This window comes from Bradyrhizobium sp. 35 (assembly GCF_023073215.1).
GTDB lineage: Bacteria > Pseudomonadota > Alphaproteobacteria > Rhizobiales > Xanthobacteraceae > Bradyrhizobium > Bradyrhizobium canariense_D.
Genome location: NZ_JADPJC010000157.1, coordinates 194,360 through 211,961 on the forward strand (window position 1 = coordinate 194,360; position 17,602 = coordinate 211,961).

Below are 17,602 nucleotides of genomic sequence, written 5' to 3' on the forward strand. Positions count from 1 at the left end.
TTTCCGATTCTTGCCGTTTCTTGCCGTTTCTTGTCAGCCCCGGATGGCGCTGCCGCTTGCGTCGAAGCGATGGATGCGCGCGGGCTCCGGCAGCAGCGATACATGGTCGCCGGCGTGCAGGCTCAACTCACCGATGTAGCGCGCCGTCAGCATGCCGAGCTGACCGGCATCGACATAAAGGAAGGTGTCGCTGCCGAGGTGCTCGGCCACCGCGATCGTTCCCTGCCAGCCGCCGGCACCGTCGCGCTCGATCTTGAGATGCTCAGGCCGTACGCCGATCGTTGCTGCGCCCTTCTGCAAGGCGTGCTCGCCGGTCACGAAGTTCATCTTGGGCGAGCCGATGAAGCCGGCGACGAAGAGGTTGGCCGGCTTCTCGTAGAGCTCCAGCGGCGAGCCGTATTGCTCGATCTTGCCGCCGTTGAGCACCACGATCTTGTCGGCCATGGTCATGGCCTCGACCTGGTCGTGGGTGACATAGATCGCGGTGGTGCCGAGCTGCTTCTGGAGCCGCGTCACCTCGATCCGCATCTGCACGCGCAGCGCCGCGTCGAGGTTGGAGAGCGGCTCGTCGAACAAAAACGCCTTGGGCTCGCGGACGATGGCACGCCCGATCGCGACGCGCTGGCGCTGGCCGCCGGAGAGCTCGCGCGGCTTGCGATCGAGATAGGGCGTGAGGTTCAGCGTTGCGGCGGCGGCGTCGACCTTACGGTTGATCTCGTCCTTGGCCAGCCCCGCCATCTTCAGGCCGAAGCCGATGTTGCCGCGCACGCTCATATGCGGATAGAGCGCATAGGACTGGAACACCATCGAGAGCCCGCGCTTGGCCGGCGGCGTGTCGACCACGTTCTTGCCGTCGATCAGGATCTTGCCGCCGGAGACGTCCTCGAGCCCCGCGATCAGCCGCAAGAGCGTGGTCTTGCCGCAGCCCGACGGCCCCACGAACACCACGAACGACCCATCGGCGATCTCCAGGTCCGCGCCCTTGATGATGTGCACGGGGCCGAAGGATTTCTGCACGTCCTCAAGTGTGATCTGACCCATGATCCGGCAGCCCTTCCTACTTTACCGCGCCAAAGGTGAGCCCGCGCACGAGCTGCTTCTGGCTGAACCAACCGAGGACGAGAATGGGCGCGATCGCCAACGTGGAAGCCGCCGACAGCTTTGCCCAGAACAGCCCTTCCGGGCTCGAATAGGACGCGATGAACGTGGTGAGCGGCGCAGCGTTCGAGGTCGACAGATTGAGCGTCCAGAACGCCTCGTTCCAAGCCAAGATCAGGTTCAGCAGCATGGTCGATGCGAGCCCCGGGATCGCCATCGGCGTCAGCACGTAGATCAGCTCGCGGCCGATGGTGGCGCCGTCCATGCGCGCGGCTTCCAGGATGTCGCGCGGAATCTCCTTGAAATATGTGAACAGCATCCAGATCACGATCGGCAAGTTTCCGAGACACAGGATGAAGACGAGGCCGATGCGGGAATCGAGCAGGCCGAATGACTTGTAGATCAGGTAGATCGGCACCAGCACGCCGACCGGCGGCATCATCTTGGTCGAGAGCATCCAGAGCAGGATGTCCTTGGTGCGCTTGGTCGGCGAGAACGCCATCGACCAGGCCGCGGGGATCGCGATCAAAAGCGCGATCAAGGTCGAGCCGCCGGCGATGATGATCGAGTTCATCGCGTGGAGGACATAATCGCTGCGCTCCTGCACCGTCGCGTAGTTTTCCGCGGTCCAGTGGAAGAACAGGAAGGACGGCGGGATCGCGAAAGCCTCGAGCTCGGTCTTGAAGCTCGCCAATACCATCCAGAGGATCGGGAAGAAGATCAGGAAGCCGAAGAACCACGCCCCGATGGTCGAGACCACCACCCGCTGCCTCGTCGCCGTACGCGCCATGTCTTATGCCTCCAGGTTGCGACCGACGATACGGACGAGGAAAAAGGCAACAACGTTGGCGATCACGACAGCGACGAGGCCGCCTGCCGAGGCAGTACCGACATCGTACTGGATCAGTGCCTGCGAATAGATCAGGAAGGCGATGTTGGTGGTCGAGAGTCCCGGGCCGCCGCCCGTGGTGACGTAGATCTCGGCAAAGACGGTGAGCAGGAAGATCGTCTCGATCAGGATCACCACCGTGATGGGGCGCGCGAGGTGCGGCAGCGTGATGTAGATGAAGGTCGAGACCGCGCTGGCACCGTCCATTTCAGCGGCTTCCTTCTGCTCCTCGTCGAGCGACTGCATCGCGGTGAGCAAAATCAGGGTCGCGAACGGCAGCCATTGCCAGGACACGATCAGGATCACGGCGAGCAGCGGCGCGTCGGTAAACCAGTCAATCGGCGTCAACCCGAACACCGAGGCGATCCAGGCAAACAGCCCGGACACAGGATGCATCAGCAGGTTCTTCCAGACCAGCGCGCTCACCGTCGGCATCACGAAGAACGGCGCGATCACCATCAACCGCACGATGTTGAGGCCGATCACCGGCTGGTCGAGCAATAGCGCCAGCGGAACTCCGAGCAGGACGGTCAGCGCCAGCACCGAGCCGACCAGCACCAGCGTGTTCTGGAGCGAGGCGAGGAACGCGGGGTCGGTGAGGAAGTAGCGGAAGTTTTCCAGCCCGACGAACGCTTCCGAGCCGGGATCGAGTAAGCTGTAATGCAGCGTCGAGAAATAGATCGTCAACGCGAGCGGGACGATCATCCAGATGAACAGCAGCCCGACGGCCGGCGTCAGGAGCGTCCGTGCGAGAAGCTGCGTCTGCCGGGTTGCCATTCTTGGCTTCTCCGCTTGCGGGAAGAAGGCGGCCATCCACCTGGAGCGGTGGATGGCCGCAAGTCTGAGCTCAGGAGGGAGAGCTCGAGCTCACTTGATGTAACCCGCGCGCTTCATCTCGCGCTCGGTTGAAGATTGCGCCGCGGTGAGCGCGGCATCGACCGTCATCGATCCCGCAAGCGCGGCCGAGAATTGCTGGCCCACCTGCGTACCGATGCCCTGGAATTCGGGGATGGCCGCATATTGCACGCCGACGTAGGGCACCGGCTTCACCGTCGGCTTGTTCGGATCGGCGGCATCGATCGAGGCCAGCGTCAGCTTGGCGAACGGGGCGACCTTCAGATAATCAGGGTTTTGGTAGAGCGAGGTTCGGGTGCCCGGCGGCACGTTCGCCCAGCCCTCCTTCGCAGCCACGACCTTGGTGTAATCCTTGCTGGTGGCCCAGGCGATGAACTTCTCGGCGGCTTCGGCCTTCTTCGAGCCGGCGGGAATTGCGAGGCTCCAGGCCCACAGCCAGTTGGCGTTCTTGCCGAGCCCGGTGTTGGGCGCCAGCGCGAAGCCGACCTTGTCGGCGACCTTGGAGTCCTTCGGGTTGGTGACGAACGACGCCGCGACGGTGGCATCGATCCACATTGCGCACTTGCCGGCATTGAACAGCGCGAGGTTCTCGTTGAAGCCGTTCGAGCTCGCACCGGGAGGGCCGGCCTGCTTCATCAGGTCGACATAGGTCGTGAGCGTCGCCTTCCATTCCGGCGTGTTGAACTGCGGCTGCCACTTCTCGTCGAACCAGCGCGCGCCGTAGGAATTGGCCATGGCGGAGAGGAACGCCATGTTCTCGCCCCAGGCGGCCTTGCCGCGCAGGCAGATGCCGTAGACGCCGGCGCTCTTGTCGGTGAGCTTCTTGGCGGCGTCGACGACGAAATCCCAGGTGGGGCTTTCCGGCATCTTGAGGCCGGCCTTGTCGAACAGGTCGGTGCGGTACATCACCATCGAGCTCTCGCCGTAGAATGGCGCGGCGTAGAGCTTGCCGTCGACCGAGACCGCATCCTTGATCTTGGGCAGGAGGTCGGCGACGTCGTAGTCGGCGCCGAGATTGGCGAGCGGCACCAGCCAACCCTTCTTGGCCCAGATCGGCACCTCGTAGGTGCCGATGGTGAGGACGTCGAACTGGCCGCCCTTGGTGGCGATGTCGGTGGTGACGCGCTGGCGCAGCACGTTCTCTTCCAGCGTCACCCATTTGACGCTGATATCGGGGTTCTTCTTGGTGAATTCACCCGTCAGCCCCTGCATGCGGATCATGTCGCCGTTGTTCACGGTGGCAATCGTCAGGGTCGTTTCGGCCATCGCGGGGACAGCCAGCAGGACAGACGCGCCACAGACGGCGCCGAGGACGTGTTTCACGGTGACCTCCCTAAGCTCGCGCTTTTGAGCATATGCCCACACGTTGGGCGTATGTTCGGCTGAGGGCGGGCCGTTGTCAAGCAGGCGCGCGGACGTTTCGGCAACTTATGAGTGCTGCGATGCGGGGGAGCTCGTGCGTCGCCCTCCCCGTCATGCCCCGCGAAGGGGGCATCCAGTACTCCGTGCCGTCTGTCGGTTTGCCTCAAGCGGCGCTGCGGCGTCCTGGATCGTCCGCCTGCCGCCTTCGCTAAACCTTCGGCGCCCCCTGACCTCAACCCCGGCGAAGCCTTGGCGTAGCCGGGTCGCGGACGACGACAGCGGCGTGGGTGGCGAAATCCCTGCCTCGCGCCCCGCGCGGAAACGACGAACCGCCTCAGCGCTCCAGAATCGCCATTGAGGTCGCCTCGTCCGTAATCAGACCGTTGATCAGCCGCCCATTCAGCGCCGCCGCGATCGCCGGCACCTTGGCTGCGCCGACGGCGGCGCCGATCGTCGTGGTCTTCGCCGGGACCTCCGGCGGAATGCTGGTCAACCGTTTGTTGGTGCCGGCCTTCAGCAGGCGGCCCTTGGAATCATAGGCCCAGCCCGTGATCTCGCCGATCGCCCCTTGCCGCATCATCTCGAACAATTCGTCGCGGGTGACGAAGCCGTCGACATGGACCTGCGCCTTCTGGTCCATCTGGCCGATGCCGACGAGGCGCAAATCCGCCTTGGCCGCGACGGCCTTCACCTTCGCGATCGGCTCGATCCGGACCATTTTGTTGCGCTCGTCCTCGGACGACATCAGGAACGGCAGCGGCATCGGATAATGCCGTGCGCCGGTGCGGTCGGCGAGCCGGCCGACGGTATCGTAGAAGCTCGCAGAACCGTCGGCGGAGATGTTGCCGACGAGCGAGACGATCTGGTGATTGGGCCGGTCGATCGGCGTGACGCGCTCGACCGCGGCGCGCACGGCGCGTCCCGTCCCGAGCGCGACGATGACGGGGGTTTCCGAACGCAGAGTGGAATCGAGCAGGTTGGCGCAGCGTTCGGCTATGCCCGCTGTGGCCTGCGGCGCGGCGGGATCAGCCGGCACCACCTCGCAATGGGTAAGCTCGAAACGCTCCTTCAGACGCGCCGCCAATTCCATGCACGCGGCGATGGGGTGTTCGAGCCGGAAGGTGATGAGCCGTTCGGCGAGACATAGCGACACCAGCCGCTGCGCCGACGCGCGCGACACGTGGAGCATCTTCGCGATCTCGTCCTGGGTGTGACCGGCAATGAAATAGAGCCAGCCGGCACGCGCGGCGTCGTCGAGCCTGGACTTTTCGTTCTCGGCGGCCATGGCAGGCGTCAGTCGTCCTTCCAGAAATCGATCATGCGCGCGAAGACCCGGTCGGCCCCCGCACCCGACAATATAGCCTGCCCGTCGCGTCCGCGATAATGGCTGCCGCCGGCAAATCCCCGGACCGTCATGCCGGCCGCCTTGCCCGCCTGCACGCCGCTCGCACTATCCTCGATCACCAGCGTGCGCGCAGGTTCCGCGCCCATCTGCTCGGCCGCGTAGAGAAAGAGATCGGGCGCCGGCTTGCCGTGCCTGACCATCTGCGCGGTGTAGATCCGGTCGCCGAAATGCGCCCGCAGGCCGGTGACGTCAAGGGAGAGCGCGACACGGTCGATGTCGCTGGAGGAAGCCACGCAGAATGGTGCCCGCAGGCCCGACAAGATCATATCGACATCAGAAACCGGATGAAGCGCCTTTTCGAACGCCATCAACACGCGCGACTTCAGCCGGGACGGAAAATCGACCGGCATTGCGTGGCCGAGCTCGCGATAATGCCGAGTAATTGCGCTCGTGCTTCGTCCAAGGAACAGCTCCAGCGCTTGTGCAAGTGTCAGCGATATCCCGGATTCGGACAGCTCGTCCGACAGGCATTGACAGCTCAACAGCTCGCTGTCGACGAGCACACCGTCGCAATCGAAGATAATGAGATCGAACTGACCAGGATCCATCCGGACATTCGATCATATGCTCACCTGTTGAGCAATAGCTCACTGAAGCCGATCGTAGTCGGCGGCAGCCTCATCTCCGCTGATTATAAACGTCGATGCACACCGCCCCGAGCAGGACCAGGCCCTTGATGACCTGCTGATAGTCGATGCCGATGCCGAGGATGGACATGCCGTTGTTCATCACGCCCATGATCATGGCGCCGACCACGGCGCCACCGACACGGCCGACACCGCCATAGGCCGAGGCGCCGCCGATGAAGCAGGCGGCGATGACGTCGAGCTCGAAGCCGAGGCCCGCCTTCGGAGTTGCGGTGTTGAGGCGCGCGGCGAAGACGAGGCCGGCGAGCGCAGCGAGCACACCCATGTTGACGAAGGTGAGGAAGGTCAACCGTTCCGTCTTGATGCCCGACAGGCTTGCCGCTTTCGCATTGCCGCCAACCGCGTAGACCTGCCGACCGATGACGGTGCGGCGGGTGACGAAACCGTACAGCGCGATCAGCGCGGTCATGATGACCAGCACGTTCGGCAGACCGCGATGCGAGGCGATCAGATAGGTGAAATAGAGCACAGCGCAAGCCAGGAGAATGCTCTTGCCGAGGAAGAACGCGTAAGGCTCGACCTCGATGCCGTGCAGCTGCTCGCGCGAGCGCCCCTTGGCGCTGGCGTAGACGAGGCCGAGCGCGAGCACCGCACCGACCAGCATCGACGTCGGATGCAGCGTGCCGGCCTCGGGCAGCATCTCCGGAATGAAGCCGGAGGACAGCTTCTGGAAGGTGGCCGGGAACGGTCCTAGTGACTGGCCTTGCAATACCGCAAGCGCGAGGCCCTTGAACACCAGCATGCCGGCCAGCGTCACGATGAAGGACGGTATCTTGAAATAGGCCACCCAATAGCCCTGCGCGGCGCCGATTGCCGCGCCCAGCAGCAGGCAGGCGATAAAGGCGAGCGTGTAGTCGACCTTGTAGGTCACCATGAGCACGGCAGCCACCGCGCCGACGAAGCCCGCGACCGAGCCGACCGAGAGGTCGATATGGCCGGTGACGATGACGAGCAGCATGCCGAGCGCCATGATGACGATGTAGCTGTTCTGGAGCACCAGATTGGTCAGGTTGAGCGGCTGCAGTAGCGTGCCGCCAGTCATGACCTGGAAGAACAGCATGATCGCGATCAGCGACATCAGCATGCCGTAATTGCGCAGATTGTTCTTGATGAAGCTGCCGTGCCGGCCCTCCTCGGGCAGCGAAACCGTCTTGTCGGTCATGGCTGCGATCCTCCTATCTCCGCACCCGCAAGGGCGCTGCTTCCATAATTTCTGTCGTTGCGCATGATGGCGCGCATGATCTTTTCCTGCGTCGCATCACGTCCCTTGAACTCGCCGACGAAGGCGCCGTCGTTCATGACACAGATGCGGTCGCAGATGCCGAGTAGCTCGGGCATCTCCGAGGAGATCACCACCACGCCACGGCCGGCTTCTGCAAGCTCGTTGATGATACAGTAGATCTCGTATTTGGCACCGACGTCGATGCCCCGGGTCGGCTCGTCCAGGATCAAGACCTTGGGGTCGGTCATCAGCCATTTCGACAGCACGACCTTTTGCTGGTTGCCGCCGGAGAGCTGGCTGGTCTCCTGATAGACGTCGGAGCAGCGGATGCGCATCCGGTTGCGGTAGTCGCTGGCGACCTTCAGCTCGGCAATGTCGTCGATGACGCGGCGAGGAGCGACCTGGTCGAGGCTTGCGAGCGTGATGTTCTTGCGGACGTCGTCGGCGAGGATCAGCCCTAGCTGCTTGCGGTCCTCCGTGACATAGGCAAGGCCGGCGTCGATCGCGGCCGCCACGTTGGGCAGCACGATCTCATGACCCTCGAGCCGGATGCGACCGCTGATCGTGGTGCCCCACGACCGGCCAAACAGGCTCATGGCGAATTCGGTGCGGCCGGCGCCCATCAATCCGGCAATGCCGACGACTTCGCCGCGCTTCACGCTGAAATCGACGTTCTTGATCACCTGCCGCTCGGGATGGATGGGATGGTAGACCGACCAGCTCTCGACGGTGAGAACGGGCTCGCCGATCTTTGCGCTGCGCTCCGGAAAGCGGTGGGCGAGATCGCGGTTGACCATGCTGCGGATGATGCGGTCTTCCTGGATCGGCTCGGCGTGGCAATCGATGCTGTCGACGGTGCGGCCGTCGCGCAGCACCGTGATGTGGTCGGCGACCTTGGCGACCTCGTTCAGCTTGTGCGAGATCAGGATCGAGCCGATGCCCTGCGCGCGGAACGCCATCAGCCGCTCCAGCAGTGCGGCGCTGTCGGCCTCGTTGAGGCTCGCGGTCGGCTCGTCCAGGATCAGCATCCGCACCCGCTTGGACAGCGCCTTGGCGATCTCGACCAGCTGTTGCTTGCCGACGCCGAGATCGGTGATCAGCGTATCCGGCGATTCCTTGAGGCCGACCTGCGCGAGCAGGTCGCGCGTGCGCCGATACACCTCGTCGCGGTCGATGACGCCAAGCTTTGACGGCGGATGCGACAGGAAGATGTTTTCGGCAATCGACATCAGCGGGATCAGCGCCAGCTCCTGATGGATGATGATGATGCCGAGCGCCTCGGAATCGTTGATGTCGCGGAAGCGGCGCTCCTCGCCATCGAAGATGATGGTGCCCTCGTAGCTGCCGGCCGGGTAGACGCCGCTGAGGACCTTCATCAGCGTGGACTTGCCGGCACCGTTCTCGCCGACGAGGGCGTGGATCTGCCCGGCTTCAACCGAGAAGTTGACATCACGCAGCGCCTGCACACCGGAAAAGCTCTTGCTGACGTTACGCATCTCCAGCATTGCGGTCATGATTTCACGTCCCTCAATCAGTGTTAGATCACCTCTCCCCGCTCGCGGCGAGAGGTCGGATCGCATCGTTCGATGCGATCCGGTGAGGGGGAGTCTCCGCGAGACGCACTGCTTCCTTCCTCGCGGAGGCTTCCCCTCACCCTAACCCTCTCCCCGCAAGCGGGGAGAGGGAAAAGAAAAGAAGCCTACTGGAACTGCGACTTCTTGTAGTAGCCGCTGTCGACCAGGACCTTCTCCCAATTGTCCTTGTAGACCACGACCGGCTTGAGCAGATAGGACGGCACGGTCTTGGCGCCGTTCTCGTAGGTCTTGGTGTCGTTCACGGTGACCTGCTTGCCGGCAAGCGCAGCGTCGACCATGTCGGCGGTCACCTTGGCGAGATCGCGGGTGTCCTTGAAGATGGTCGAATACTGGTCGCCGCGCAGCATCGCCTTGATCGAGGGCACCTCGGCATCCTGGCCCGAGATGATAGGCATCGGCTGGCCGGCGCTGCCATAACCGACGCCCTTCAGTGAGGAGATGATGCCGATCGACAGGCCGTCATACGGCGACAGCACCGCGTTGACCTTCTTGTTGCCGTAGTAGGCACTGAGCAGATTGTCCATGCGGGCCTGCGCGGTGGCGCCGTCCCAGCGCAACGTCGCGACTTTATCCATGCCCATCTGACCGGAGACGACGACGAGCTTGCCGCTGTCGATGTACGGCTTCAGCACGCTCATCGCGCCGTTGTAGAAGAAGTAAGCGTTGTTGTCGTCGGGCGAGCCGCCGAACAGCTCGATGTTGAACGGGCCCTTGCCGTCCTTAAGACCGAGGCCCTGCACGATCGATTCGGCCTGGAGCACGCCAACCTGGAAATTGTCGAACGTGGCGTAATAGTCGACGTTCGGCGTGCCGCGGATCAGGCGGTCATAGGCGATCACGGTGATGCCTTTTGCTTTCGCCTGCTTGAGCACGTCGGAGAGCGTGGTGCCGTCGATCGCGGCGATCACCAGCGCTTTCGCGCCTTTGGTCACCATGTTCTCGACCTGCGAGAGCTGGTTCGGAATGTCGTCCTCGGCATATTGCAGGTCGGTGTTGTAGCCGCGCTCCTTCAGCACCTTCACCATATTGTTGCCATCGTCGATCCAGCGCGCCGACGATTTGGTCGGCATGGCGATGCCGACTGTTGCTTTGTCCTGGGCCGAGGCGGTGACGCCCGCGGCCATCGTCGCAGCGCCGGCCAGCGCCAGCGCGAGGAAGGTCGTCTTCAGTTTCAACATGTTTCACTCCCTTGGATGTCAGACTGTTTTTTCTGTCGTCGAGAAATTTGGTGTGCGGCTTCTAGCCTCCTATGCGAGCTTGACGTCAGGCTCCGCGCGACCGCGCGCGGTGGCCTCCAACAGGAAGGTGTAGCCGGCTTGCGGATCGGCGGCACGCGCCGCCGCATCCATGTCCTGCCAGGCCGAGGTGACGAGGAGACGCGACAGACCAGGACCGACAAAAGCGGGGCAGCTCGCCTGCTTTGCCGGCACGCTCAGCGAACGCAGGCGTTCGCCTTGCGGAGAGTAGACGTCGATGCGGCTCGCGCCCCAGCACGCGTTCCAAATCTGCCCGTCGGCATCGCACACCGAACCGTCGAGGCCGCCAACGCCGGTGTGGCGCAGCAGCACCTCCGGCTCGCCGCGCGGCAGGCCGGTGACGGGATTGAGCGGCACCGCGTAGAGCACCGCGCGCGCCGTGTCGGCGAAGTAGCCCGTGGCGCCATCGGGCGAGAAGCAGATCGAGTTGGGAATGCTGATGCGCGGAAACAGCATCGATATCTCGCCGTGATGGAACGCGTAGATCGCGCCTGCCCCTGCTTCCGCCTTCCGACCCATAGTGCCGATCCAGAACGTGCCGGAGGGATGCACGCGGGCATCGTTGGAGCGGGTCGCGGGATTGTCGGCTTCAAGCGGACAGAGCAGCCTCATCGCGCCGTCGGCAATTTTGCGGATATAGAGGCCGTCTTCCGCGACGATCAACTGCCTTTCGGCATCGATCCGCCCAAGCGCGCTCGCCATCCGGCCCAGCGCATGAACGCGAATGCTGCCGCTGCCGAGCTGCGCCTCGAACAGTCGCCCCTCCCGGATATCGAACCACCAGGCGGTGTCCGTGGTCACGTCATAGGTCGGCCCCTCGCCGAGATGGCAAGGATCGTCCGAAAGAACCGAGGTCGGCACCTGTTCCATCAGGACGTCCTCACCGCAAAGCGATAGACCGTATGATGGCGATAGACCTCGCCGGGCGCTAGGCGCGGGCTCGGGAAATCCGGCCGGTTCGGTGCGTCCGGCCAGATATGCGGCTCCAGGCACATCGCGTCCGACTGCCGGTAGAGCTTGCCGCCCTTGCCCGAAATCGTGCCGTCGAGATAATTGCCCGAATAGACCTGCAGACCGGGCTGATCGGTGAACAGCTCCATGATGCGCCCCGAGCGCGGCGCCTCCAGTCGCGCCGCGAGACTGAGCTTACCGTCGCGCGCGAGACAGTAGGTATGGTCGTAGCCCCTGCCGTTGCGCAATTGCTGGTCGCTCTCGCGGATGCGCTCGCCGATCGGCCGAGGCTCCCGGAAATCGAACGGCGTGCCGGCAACGCTGCGCGGCGGCTCCGGCAACGGAATGGCCGTGGGGTCGATCGCGAGGAAATGCCCGGCCGCGACCGTCAGCTTGTGATCGAGAATGGGCGTGCCTGATGTCGCGCCCTCCAGATTGAAGAAGCTGTGGTTGGTCAGGTTGACGATGGTCGGCCGGTCGGTCCGCGCCTCCATGATCAGGGATAGCTCAGCCGGGCCGGTAACACGATAGGTCAGGCGCACATCGAGCCGACCGGGATAGTTTTCCTCGCCATGCGAGCTCGTGTAGGTCAGCGTGACCGCGGGCTCGGCGCCATCGTCGACCTCCGCAATGTCCCAGAGCTTGCGGTCGAAGCCGTCGAGGCCGCCATGCAGCGCATTCGGACCGTTGTTGACGGGAAGCTGCACCGTCTCGCCGTCCAGCGAAAATTGTCCGTTGGCGATGCGATTGGCGTAGCGGCCGACGGTGGCGCCGAAGAACTTTCGTTCGGCGAGATAGCCGGCAAACCCATCATGGCCGAGCACGACGTCGTCGTGGCCGCCCTTGCCGTCCGGCGCGATCAAGGCCTGCAAGACTGCACCATGGGTGATGATGCGCGCCTCGAACCCGCCCTCGCCGCGCAGCACGATGCGGTCCACCTTGCGGCCGTGCGGCAGCGTTCCGAACACGTCTCTTTCTGTTTTCGATCCAGCCATGATCAACCCACAAACGGTTCGACGATCGTGCGCCTGCCGAGCAGGAAGGCGTCCGCGACGAGACGAAGCGGCGCCAAATCGACGTCGCTCGCGCCTGTCGCGGCGAGCGCGACGAAGTGCCGGTAAAGCTCCCGATATTCCTCATCGGGCGCCTCGGCAACGGTCTTGCCGTCGATCGCCATGATCCGGCCGCCGCGTGATAGCGTCATCCGGCCCTGGTCGGTTTCGACGAGGATATCCCAGCTCTGCGGCCCGGTCTGGCGGAAGTCGAACTCGGCGGTCACAGGTAGGCCGTCGATGTCGGTCAGCGTCAGCTTCGCGGCGATCGGCGCCTGGCAATTGGCGGGGAAGGCGAGCTCGGCCGCGTTGACGAACACGGGCTTCGGCAGGATCCTGGTCAGGATCGACAGCGCATTGATGCCGGGATCGAACACCCCGAGCCCGCCCGGCTCCCAGATCCATGCCTGCCCGGGATGCCAGACGCGGACGTCCTCTTTCCAGTTGACGTGCACGGAACGGATGCGGCGCGCGGCGAGCCACTCGCGCGCCGGCTCGACTGCCGGCGCATGGCGCGAATGCCAGGTCGCAAACAGCGTTCGCTTGGTTTCACCCGCCATCGCGATCAGCGGATCGAGCTCGGCAACGCCGGCGCCGGGCGGCTTCTCCAGCATGACGTGCTTGCCGGCCCTCAGCGCTGCGACCGCCTGGGCGCGGCGCACTTGAGGCGGCGTGCAGAGCGACACCGCGTCGATCGGCGGACCTTTTTCCAGCAGCTCCTCGATGGTCGCGAAATGCGGCAGATCCGGGAACGAGGCATTGCGGCTGGCAAGGGCGGCCAGCGTCGCGCCGGGAACCGCTGCAATGGCGCCGACATGCTGGTCCCGCGCGATCTTGCCGAAGCCGACGATGGCGATGCGAAGTTCAGTCACGATGTTTCTCCAGCTTCCGCGGACGGCAGCGCTTCGGCCGGTACAGTCTCGATCACTGTACCCTCGTGGCGGCGCATGCCGTTGTGAATGACGTAGACCATCGCCTCCGACGCAGTCGTGGCATCACCGGCGGCGATGGCATCGACGATCTTCTGATGCCAGAGCAGAACGGTGTCGCGGTCCTCCGGTTCGACCGGTGCGCTGAGCAGGAATGAGGCGCGCAACGCAGCCTCGATGACGTGCCCGATCGAGCGCATGAACAGATTTCCGGAGGCGCGCGCCACGGCGACGTGGAGCGCGAGGTCGGCATCGGCGAAGCCAACGGAGTCGGAGGCTTCAAGTCGCATCCGCTCCATGCAGCGCCGAAGCTCGGATAGATCCTGCTCCGACCGCTGCGCCGCCGCCAACATCGCCGCGCGCGGCTCGACCGCGAGGCGGATCTCGGCCAGGTCGTTGAGGAAACGCTTGTCGATCCCGGCGTCCAGGTGCCAGGCCAGCACGTCGGCGTCGAACATGTTCCAGGCGACGCGTTCGCGCACGACAGTGCCGACGCGGGCCTTGGTGGTGAGCAGACCCTTGGCGACCAGCGTCTTCACGCTCTCCCGCAATACCGGCCGCGACACCCCGAACATCGCAATCATTTCGGCATCGCCAGGCAGGCGCGTTCCCTCCGCGTAGCGGCCGGCAATGATGTCAACGCCGATCGAACGGGCCACCTCCGCGTGATTGGAGTGCGCCCGGCGCGTCGGGATGACGAGGATGCGCGAGGTGGTCATGAGACTGCTCCCGCGCGCTTTGCCACAGGCCGGCGCGCGAGCGCGACCAATCCTTGTTGCAAGGCGATGAAGGCGAACAGCAGCACGCCGGTCGCGATCTTGGTCCACCAGCTCGACAGTGTCCCGTCGAAATTGATGTAGGTCTGAATCATGCCCTGGATCAACACGCCGAGGAAGGTGCCGATCACCGAGCCCTGACCGCCCGTGAGCAGCGTGCCGCCGATCACGACGGCCGCGATGGTGTCGAGCTCGACGCCGACGGCGGACAGCGAGTAGCCGGCGCTGGTGTAGAAGGAGAAGACGATGCCGGCGATGCCGGCGAGCAGGCTCGATAGCATGTAGATCTTCACCGTCATCCTGCCGACGGCGACGCCCATCAGGCTCGCGGTCGCCCGGCTGCCGCCGAGCGCATAGACATTGGCGCCGAACCGGGTGAGCTGCAGCAGCAATGCGCCGCCGATCACGATCGCAAGCATGATGATCGCGACCGCCGTCAGCCGTCCACCGCCGGGTAGTCGCAGTGCGAAGTCCGACACGGTGGAATAGACCGGTGCCGTGATCGGCACCGATTCCGTCGAGAGCAGGAAGCTGGCACCCCGGGCCAAGAACATGCCGGCGAGCGTCACGATGAAAGGCGGCAAATCGAAGACATGGATCACCGCGCCCATCGCCGCTCCGAAGGCGGCCGAGAGCGCGAGAATGGCGACGAAGGCGACCAGGGGCGGCATTCCCCAGCGCTCGATCGCCAGCGCGACGAACACCGTGGTGAAGCCGATTACCGAGCCGACGGAGAGATCGATGCCACCGGAAATGATGACGAAGGTCATACCGGTCGCGACGATGCCGAGGAAGGCATTGTCGGTCAGGAGATTGCCGACCACGCGAGTGGAAGCGATGTTGGGAAACTGCATCGCGCAGAGCGCAAATCCCGCGACGAGCACGACCGCGGTAATGAGGACGGGCGGCAGGCCTTTCATGCCTTGGTCCTCCGCAGCCGCGTCACGACGCCGGCAAAGCCGGACAGCTTCGGCGATTGCAGCAGCAGCACGGCGAGCACCACCACCGCCTTGACCAGCAAATTGAACTCCGGCGGATAGCCCGACAGCAGAATGCCGGTGTTCATGGTCTGGATGATCAGCGCGCCAAGTACGGCCAGCACGAGACTGAAGCGGCCGCCGAACAGCGAGGTGCCGCCGATCACCACCGCGAGGATGGCGTCGAGCTCGAGCCAGAGGCCGGCATTGTTGGCATCCGCCCCCATGATGTCGGCCGCCGCGATGACGCCGGCAAGCGCAGCGCAAACGCCGCACCAGACATAGACCGCCAAAATCATCGCGCGCGTGCCGACGCCGGCGAGTTCGCTTGCCCGCGCATTGCCGCCCGTGGCCTCGATCAGCAATCCGAGTGCCGAGCCGCGCACCACCGCGCCGGTGAGGATCAGCATGCCCAGCGCAATCGCGACCGGCACCGGCACGCCGAGGATGGAGCCGTTGCCGAGCCAGACCAGATCGGGCGAGGAGAAGGTCACGATGCGGCCCTCGGTAATGAGCTGGGCGATGCCGCGCCCCGCAACCATCAGGATAAGGGTCGCCACGATCGGCTGCATGCCGAGCACCGCGACGAGAAATCCGTTCCACAACCCGCAGATCAGGCCGGTGCCGAGCGCAGCCGCCAGCACCACGACCAGACTGTGGTTGTCGGCGAGGCTCGCCGCGATCGCGCCCGAGATCGCCATCACAGCGCCAACTGACAGATCGATGCCGCGCGTCGCGATCACCAGGACCATGCCGAGCGAGAGCAGCGCCACCGGCGTGCCGCGGTTGAGCACGTCGATCAGGCTGCCGAACAGCCGGCCGTCCTGGAGGCGCAGATCGAAGAATTGCGGCGATACCACGCGATCGACCGCCAGGATGACGATCAACGCGAGGATCTGGGCAAGGCCGCGGCGCGGCAACAGCGCGGTCATGCCCTGCCCTCATGCGCGACACTGGCCCCATCGGCGGCGATCGCGGCGAGAATGCTGCCGACGTCGATGGCCTCGCCGGCGAGCTCCTCGACATGAGCGCGGTCGCGCAGCACCACCACGCGGTCGGAATAGGTCACGATCTCGTCGAGCTCGGAGGAAATCACGAGCAGCGCAAGTCCGTCGTCGCAGAGCTCGCGTATCAGGCGGATGATCTCGGCATGCGCGCCGACGTCGATGCCGCGGGTCGGCTCGTCCAGCACGAGCAGCCGTGGCGAGGTCGCAAGCCACCGTGCCAGCAGGACCTTCTGCTGATTGCCGCCGGACAGCAGGCCAACGGGACGCTCCGGATCGGGCGGGCGAACGTCGAGCATCTTGACGTAACGGCTTGCGATCTCGTCCTGCTCGCGTCGCGACAGCGGCCGATGTAGACCGCGCTTGGCCTGGAGCGCGAGCACGATGTTCTCGCGCACGGTGAGCTCGGCGACGATGCCGTCGGTCTTGCGCTCCTCAGGGCAATAGCCAAAGCCGTGGCGCACGCCGTCGCGCGGCGAGTGAAGCCGGACAGGCGCGCCTTCCACCCTCGCCTGCCCGCCATCGGCGCGCTCGGCGCCGAACACCAGCCGCGCCGTCTCGGTCCGGCCCGAACCGAGCAGGCCGGCGAGGCCGACGACCTCGCCATGGCGCAGCTGGAGATTGAACGGCGCGACATAGCCTGATTTGCCATAATTCTCGAAGCTTGCGCAGACTTCGCGGGCCTGATGGTCGCGCGTCGCGGCCCGCGCGCTGGTGGTCTCGGCCAGTTCGCGGCCGAGCATCATCCGGATCAGCTCGAGCCGCGACAGCGACGCGGTCTCGCGCTCGCCGACAAGGCGACCATTTCGCAAAACGGTGATTCGATCGGAGATCTCGTAGACCTGGTCGAGGAAATGGCTGACGAAGACGATGCCAATGCCGCGCTTGGCAAGCTGACGCATGATGCGAAAGAGGATCTCGACCTCATGGCGGTCGAGGCTCGCGGTCGGCTCGTCCAGGATCAGCACGCGCGCGGAGAGATCGACGGCGCGCGCGATCGCGGTGACATGCTGGATCGCTACCGAGTAATTGCCAAGCGGCGCTGATACGTCGATGTCGAGACCGAAATCCGCGAGCAGCGACTTCGCGCGCCGTCGCATCTCGCCCTCGCGCACGACGCCGAAGCGCGTCGGCTGCCGGTCCAGGAACAGGTTCTGCGCCACCGAGAGATTCGGCAGCAAATTGACTTCCTGGTAGACCGTCGCAATGCCGGCCTGAACCGCCGCCTTGGCCGAGCGCGGCGCGACCTCTTCGCCGCCCAGTCTGACGATGCCGGCATCGCGCGGAAATACGCCCGTGACGACCTTGATCAGCGTGGACTTGCCCGCGCCGTTCTCACCAAGCAGCGCATGGATCTCGCCGGCGCGAAGCGTGAAGTCGACCTCCTGCAACGCACGCACGGCGCCAAAGCTCTTGCTGATCCCACGCACCTCCAGCAGGGAAGCAGCGGAATCCTGGCTGTTCTCCATGACATTCACTCCCAAGGGCGCCCGCTGACAATGCGGACACGGAGCCTGTTCGTTCGCGCAGCGGTTTCGAGCGGGATCGCCGGACTGCCGAAGCACGGCCGTCCGGCGACACTCT

General features: G+C 64.7%; 16 protein-coding genes. All 16 read right to left on the bottom strand.

Features of this window, described 5'->3' with window-relative positions; translation table 11 throughout:
• Positions 1-33: 33 nt before the first annotated feature.
• Positions 34-1,041, bottom strand: coding sequence for an ABC transporter ATP-binding protein (locus tag IVB36_RS33240; RefSeq protein WP_247394428.1), 1,008 nt, complete (start codon positions 1,039-1,041; stop codon positions 34-36).
• Positions 1,042-1,057: 16 nt separating this feature from the next.
• On the bottom strand, positions 1,058-1,888 hold the full coding sequence (locus tag IVB36_RS33245; protein WP_085352347.1) for a carbohydrate ABC transporter permease: 831 nt from the start codon (positions 1,886-1,888) through the stop codon (positions 1,058-1,060).
• 3 nt (positions 1,889-1,891) lie between these two features.
• Entirely contained in the window at positions 1,892-2,764 is an 873-nt protein-coding gene (locus IVB36_RS33250; RefSeq protein ID WP_247370832.1) for a sugar ABC transporter permease, read from the bottom strand.
• Between the two features lie 90 nt (positions 2,765-2,854).
• Positions 2,855-4,165: a sugar ABC transporter substrate-binding protein gene (locus tag IVB36_RS33255; RefSeq protein WP_247394434.1), complete on the bottom strand. Its 1,311-nt coding sequence runs from the start codon at positions 4,163-4,165 to the stop codon at positions 2,855-2,857.
• Between the two features lie 373 nt (positions 4,166-4,538).
• Positions 4,539-5,489: a sugar-binding domain-containing protein gene (locus IVB36_RS33260; protein WP_247394438.1), complete on the bottom strand. Its 951-nt coding sequence runs from the start codon at positions 5,487-5,489 to the stop codon at positions 4,539-4,541.
• Between the two features lie 8 nt (positions 5,490-5,497).
• Positions 5,498-6,157: an HAD family hydrolase gene (locus IVB36_RS33265; protein ID WP_247394440.1), complete on the bottom strand. Its 660-nt coding sequence runs from the start codon at positions 6,155-6,157 to the stop codon at positions 5,498-5,500.
• A gap of 70 nt (positions 6,158-6,227) precedes the next feature.
• Positions 6,228-7,418, bottom strand: a complete 1,191-nt coding sequence (mmsB, locus tag IVB36_RS33270) for a multiple monosaccharide ABC transporter permease (protein ID WP_007608442.1) — start codon at positions 7,416-7,418, stop codon at positions 6,228-6,230.
• Positions 7,415-8,992, bottom strand: a complete 1,578-nt coding sequence (gene mmsA, locus IVB36_RS33275; RefSeq protein ID WP_085362415.1) for a multiple monosaccharide ABC transporter ATP-binding protein — start codon at positions 8,990-8,992, stop codon at positions 7,415-7,417. The genes mmsB and mmsA overlap by 4 nt, the downstream gene beginning before the upstream one ends.
• Before the next feature lie 185 nt (positions 8,993-9,177).
• The gene (gene chvE, locus IVB36_RS33280; protein WP_007593237.1) at positions 9,178-10,251 is read right to left on the bottom strand and encodes a multiple monosaccharide ABC transporter substrate-binding protein; all 1,074 of its coding nucleotides are present in this window, start codon (positions 10,249-10,251) and stop codon (positions 9,178-9,180) included.
• A 69-nt stretch (positions 10,252-10,320) separates the two neighbouring features.
• Positions 10,321-11,199: an SMP-30/gluconolactonase/LRE family protein gene (locus IVB36_RS33285; protein ID WP_018458624.1), complete on the bottom strand. Its 879-nt coding sequence runs from the start codon at positions 11,197-11,199 to the stop codon at positions 10,321-10,323.
• Positions 11,199-12,275 (bottom strand): aldose epimerase family protein, encoded by a 1,077-nt coding sequence (locus IVB36_RS33290; protein ID WP_247394442.1) that lies wholly within the window; start codon positions 12,273-12,275, stop codon positions 11,199-11,201. The genes IVB36_RS33285 and IVB36_RS33290 overlap by 1 nt, the downstream gene beginning before the upstream one ends.
• A 2-nt stretch (positions 12,276-12,277) precedes the next feature.
• Entirely contained in the window at positions 12,278-13,204 is a 927-nt protein-coding gene (locus IVB36_RS33295) for a Gfo/Idh/MocA family oxidoreductase (protein WP_247394444.1), read from the bottom strand.
• Positions 13,201-13,980: a FadR/GntR family transcriptional regulator gene (locus IVB36_RS33300; protein WP_018458621.1), complete on the bottom strand. Its 780-nt coding sequence runs from the start codon at positions 13,978-13,980 to the stop codon at positions 13,201-13,203. The genes IVB36_RS33295 and IVB36_RS33300 overlap by 4 nt, the downstream gene beginning before the upstream one ends.
• Positions 13,977-14,957, bottom strand: a complete 981-nt coding sequence (gene yjfF / locus IVB36_RS33305; protein WP_247394447.1) for a galactofuranose ABC transporter, permease protein YjfF — start codon at positions 14,955-14,957, stop codon at positions 13,977-13,979. Before yjfF ends, IVB36_RS33300 begins: the two co-directional genes overlap by 4 nt.
• Positions 14,954-15,946, bottom strand: coding sequence for an ABC transporter permease (locus tag IVB36_RS33310; protein ID WP_018458619.1), 993 nt, complete (start codon positions 15,944-15,946; stop codon positions 14,954-14,956). The genes yjfF and IVB36_RS33310 overlap by 4 nt, the downstream gene beginning before the upstream one ends.
• Positions 15,943-17,487 carry a sugar ABC transporter ATP-binding protein gene (locus tag IVB36_RS33315; RefSeq protein WP_085352337.1) on the bottom strand — a complete coding sequence of 515 codons (1,545 nt, stop codon included), beginning with the start codon at positions 17,485-17,487 and terminating at the stop codon, positions 15,943-15,945. The genes IVB36_RS33310 and IVB36_RS33315 overlap by 4 nt, the downstream gene beginning before the upstream one ends.
• Between the last annotated feature and the right edge of the window lie 115 nt (positions 17,488-17,602).

What these genes read in the sequence shown, in the direction of transcription:
- IVB36_RS33240 (WP_247394428.1), bottom strand. Translation starts at nt 1,041, where the DNA reads ATGGGTCAGATCACACTTGAGGACGTGCAGAAATCCTTCGGCCCCGTG.
- IVB36_RS33245 (WP_085352347.1), bottom strand. Translation starts at nt 1,888, where the DNA reads ATGGCGCGTACGGCGACGAGGCAGCGGGTGGTGGTCTCGACCATCGGG.
- IVB36_RS33250 (WP_247370832.1), bottom strand. Translation starts at nt 2,764, where the DNA reads ATGGCAACCCGGCAGACGCAGCTTCTCGCACGGACGCTCCTGACGCCG.
- IVB36_RS33260 (WP_247394438.1), bottom strand. Translation starts at nt 5,489, where the DNA reads ATGGCCGCCGAGAACGAAAAGTCCAGGCTCGACGACGCCGCGCGTGCC.
- IVB36_RS33265 (WP_247394440.1), bottom strand. Translation starts at nt 6,157, where the DNA reads ATGGATCCTGGTCAGTTCGATCTCATTATCTTCGATTGCGACGGTGTG.
- mmsB (WP_007608442.1), bottom strand. Translation starts at nt 7,418, where the DNA reads ATGACCGACAAGACGGTTTCGCTGCCCGAGGAGGGCCGGCACGGCAGC.
- mmsA (WP_085362415.1), bottom strand. Translation starts at nt 8,992, where the DNA reads ATGACCGCAATGCTGGAGATGCGTAACGTCAGCAAGAGCTTTTCCGGT.
- chvE (WP_007593237.1), bottom strand. Translation starts at nt 10,251, where the DNA reads ATGTTGAAACTGAAGACGACCTTCCTCGCGCTGGCGCTGGCCGGCGCT.
- IVB36_RS33285 (WP_018458624.1), bottom strand. Translation starts at nt 11,199, where the DNA reads ATGGAACAGGTGCCGACCTCGGTTCTTTCGGACGATCCTTGCCATCTC.
- IVB36_RS33290 (WP_247394442.1), bottom strand. Translation starts at nt 12,275, where the DNA reads ATGGCTGGATCGAAAACAGAAAGAGACGTGTTCGGAACGCTGCCGCAC.
- IVB36_RS33300 (WP_018458621.1), bottom strand. Translation starts at nt 13,980, where the DNA reads ATGACCACCTCGCGCATCCTCGTCATCCCGACGCGCCGGGCGCACTCC.
- yjfF (WP_247394447.1), bottom strand. Translation starts at nt 14,957, where the DNA reads ATGAAAGGCCTGCCGCCCGTCCTCATTACCGCGGTCGTGCTCGTCGCG.
- IVB36_RS33310 (WP_018458619.1), bottom strand. Translation starts at nt 15,946, where the DNA reads ATGACCGCGCTGTTGCCGCGCCGCGGCCTTGCCCAGATCCTCGCGTTG.
- IVB36_RS33315 (WP_085352337.1), bottom strand. Translation starts at nt 17,487, where the DNA reads ATGGAGAACAGCCAGGATTCCGCTGCTTCCCTGCTGGAGGTGCGTGGG.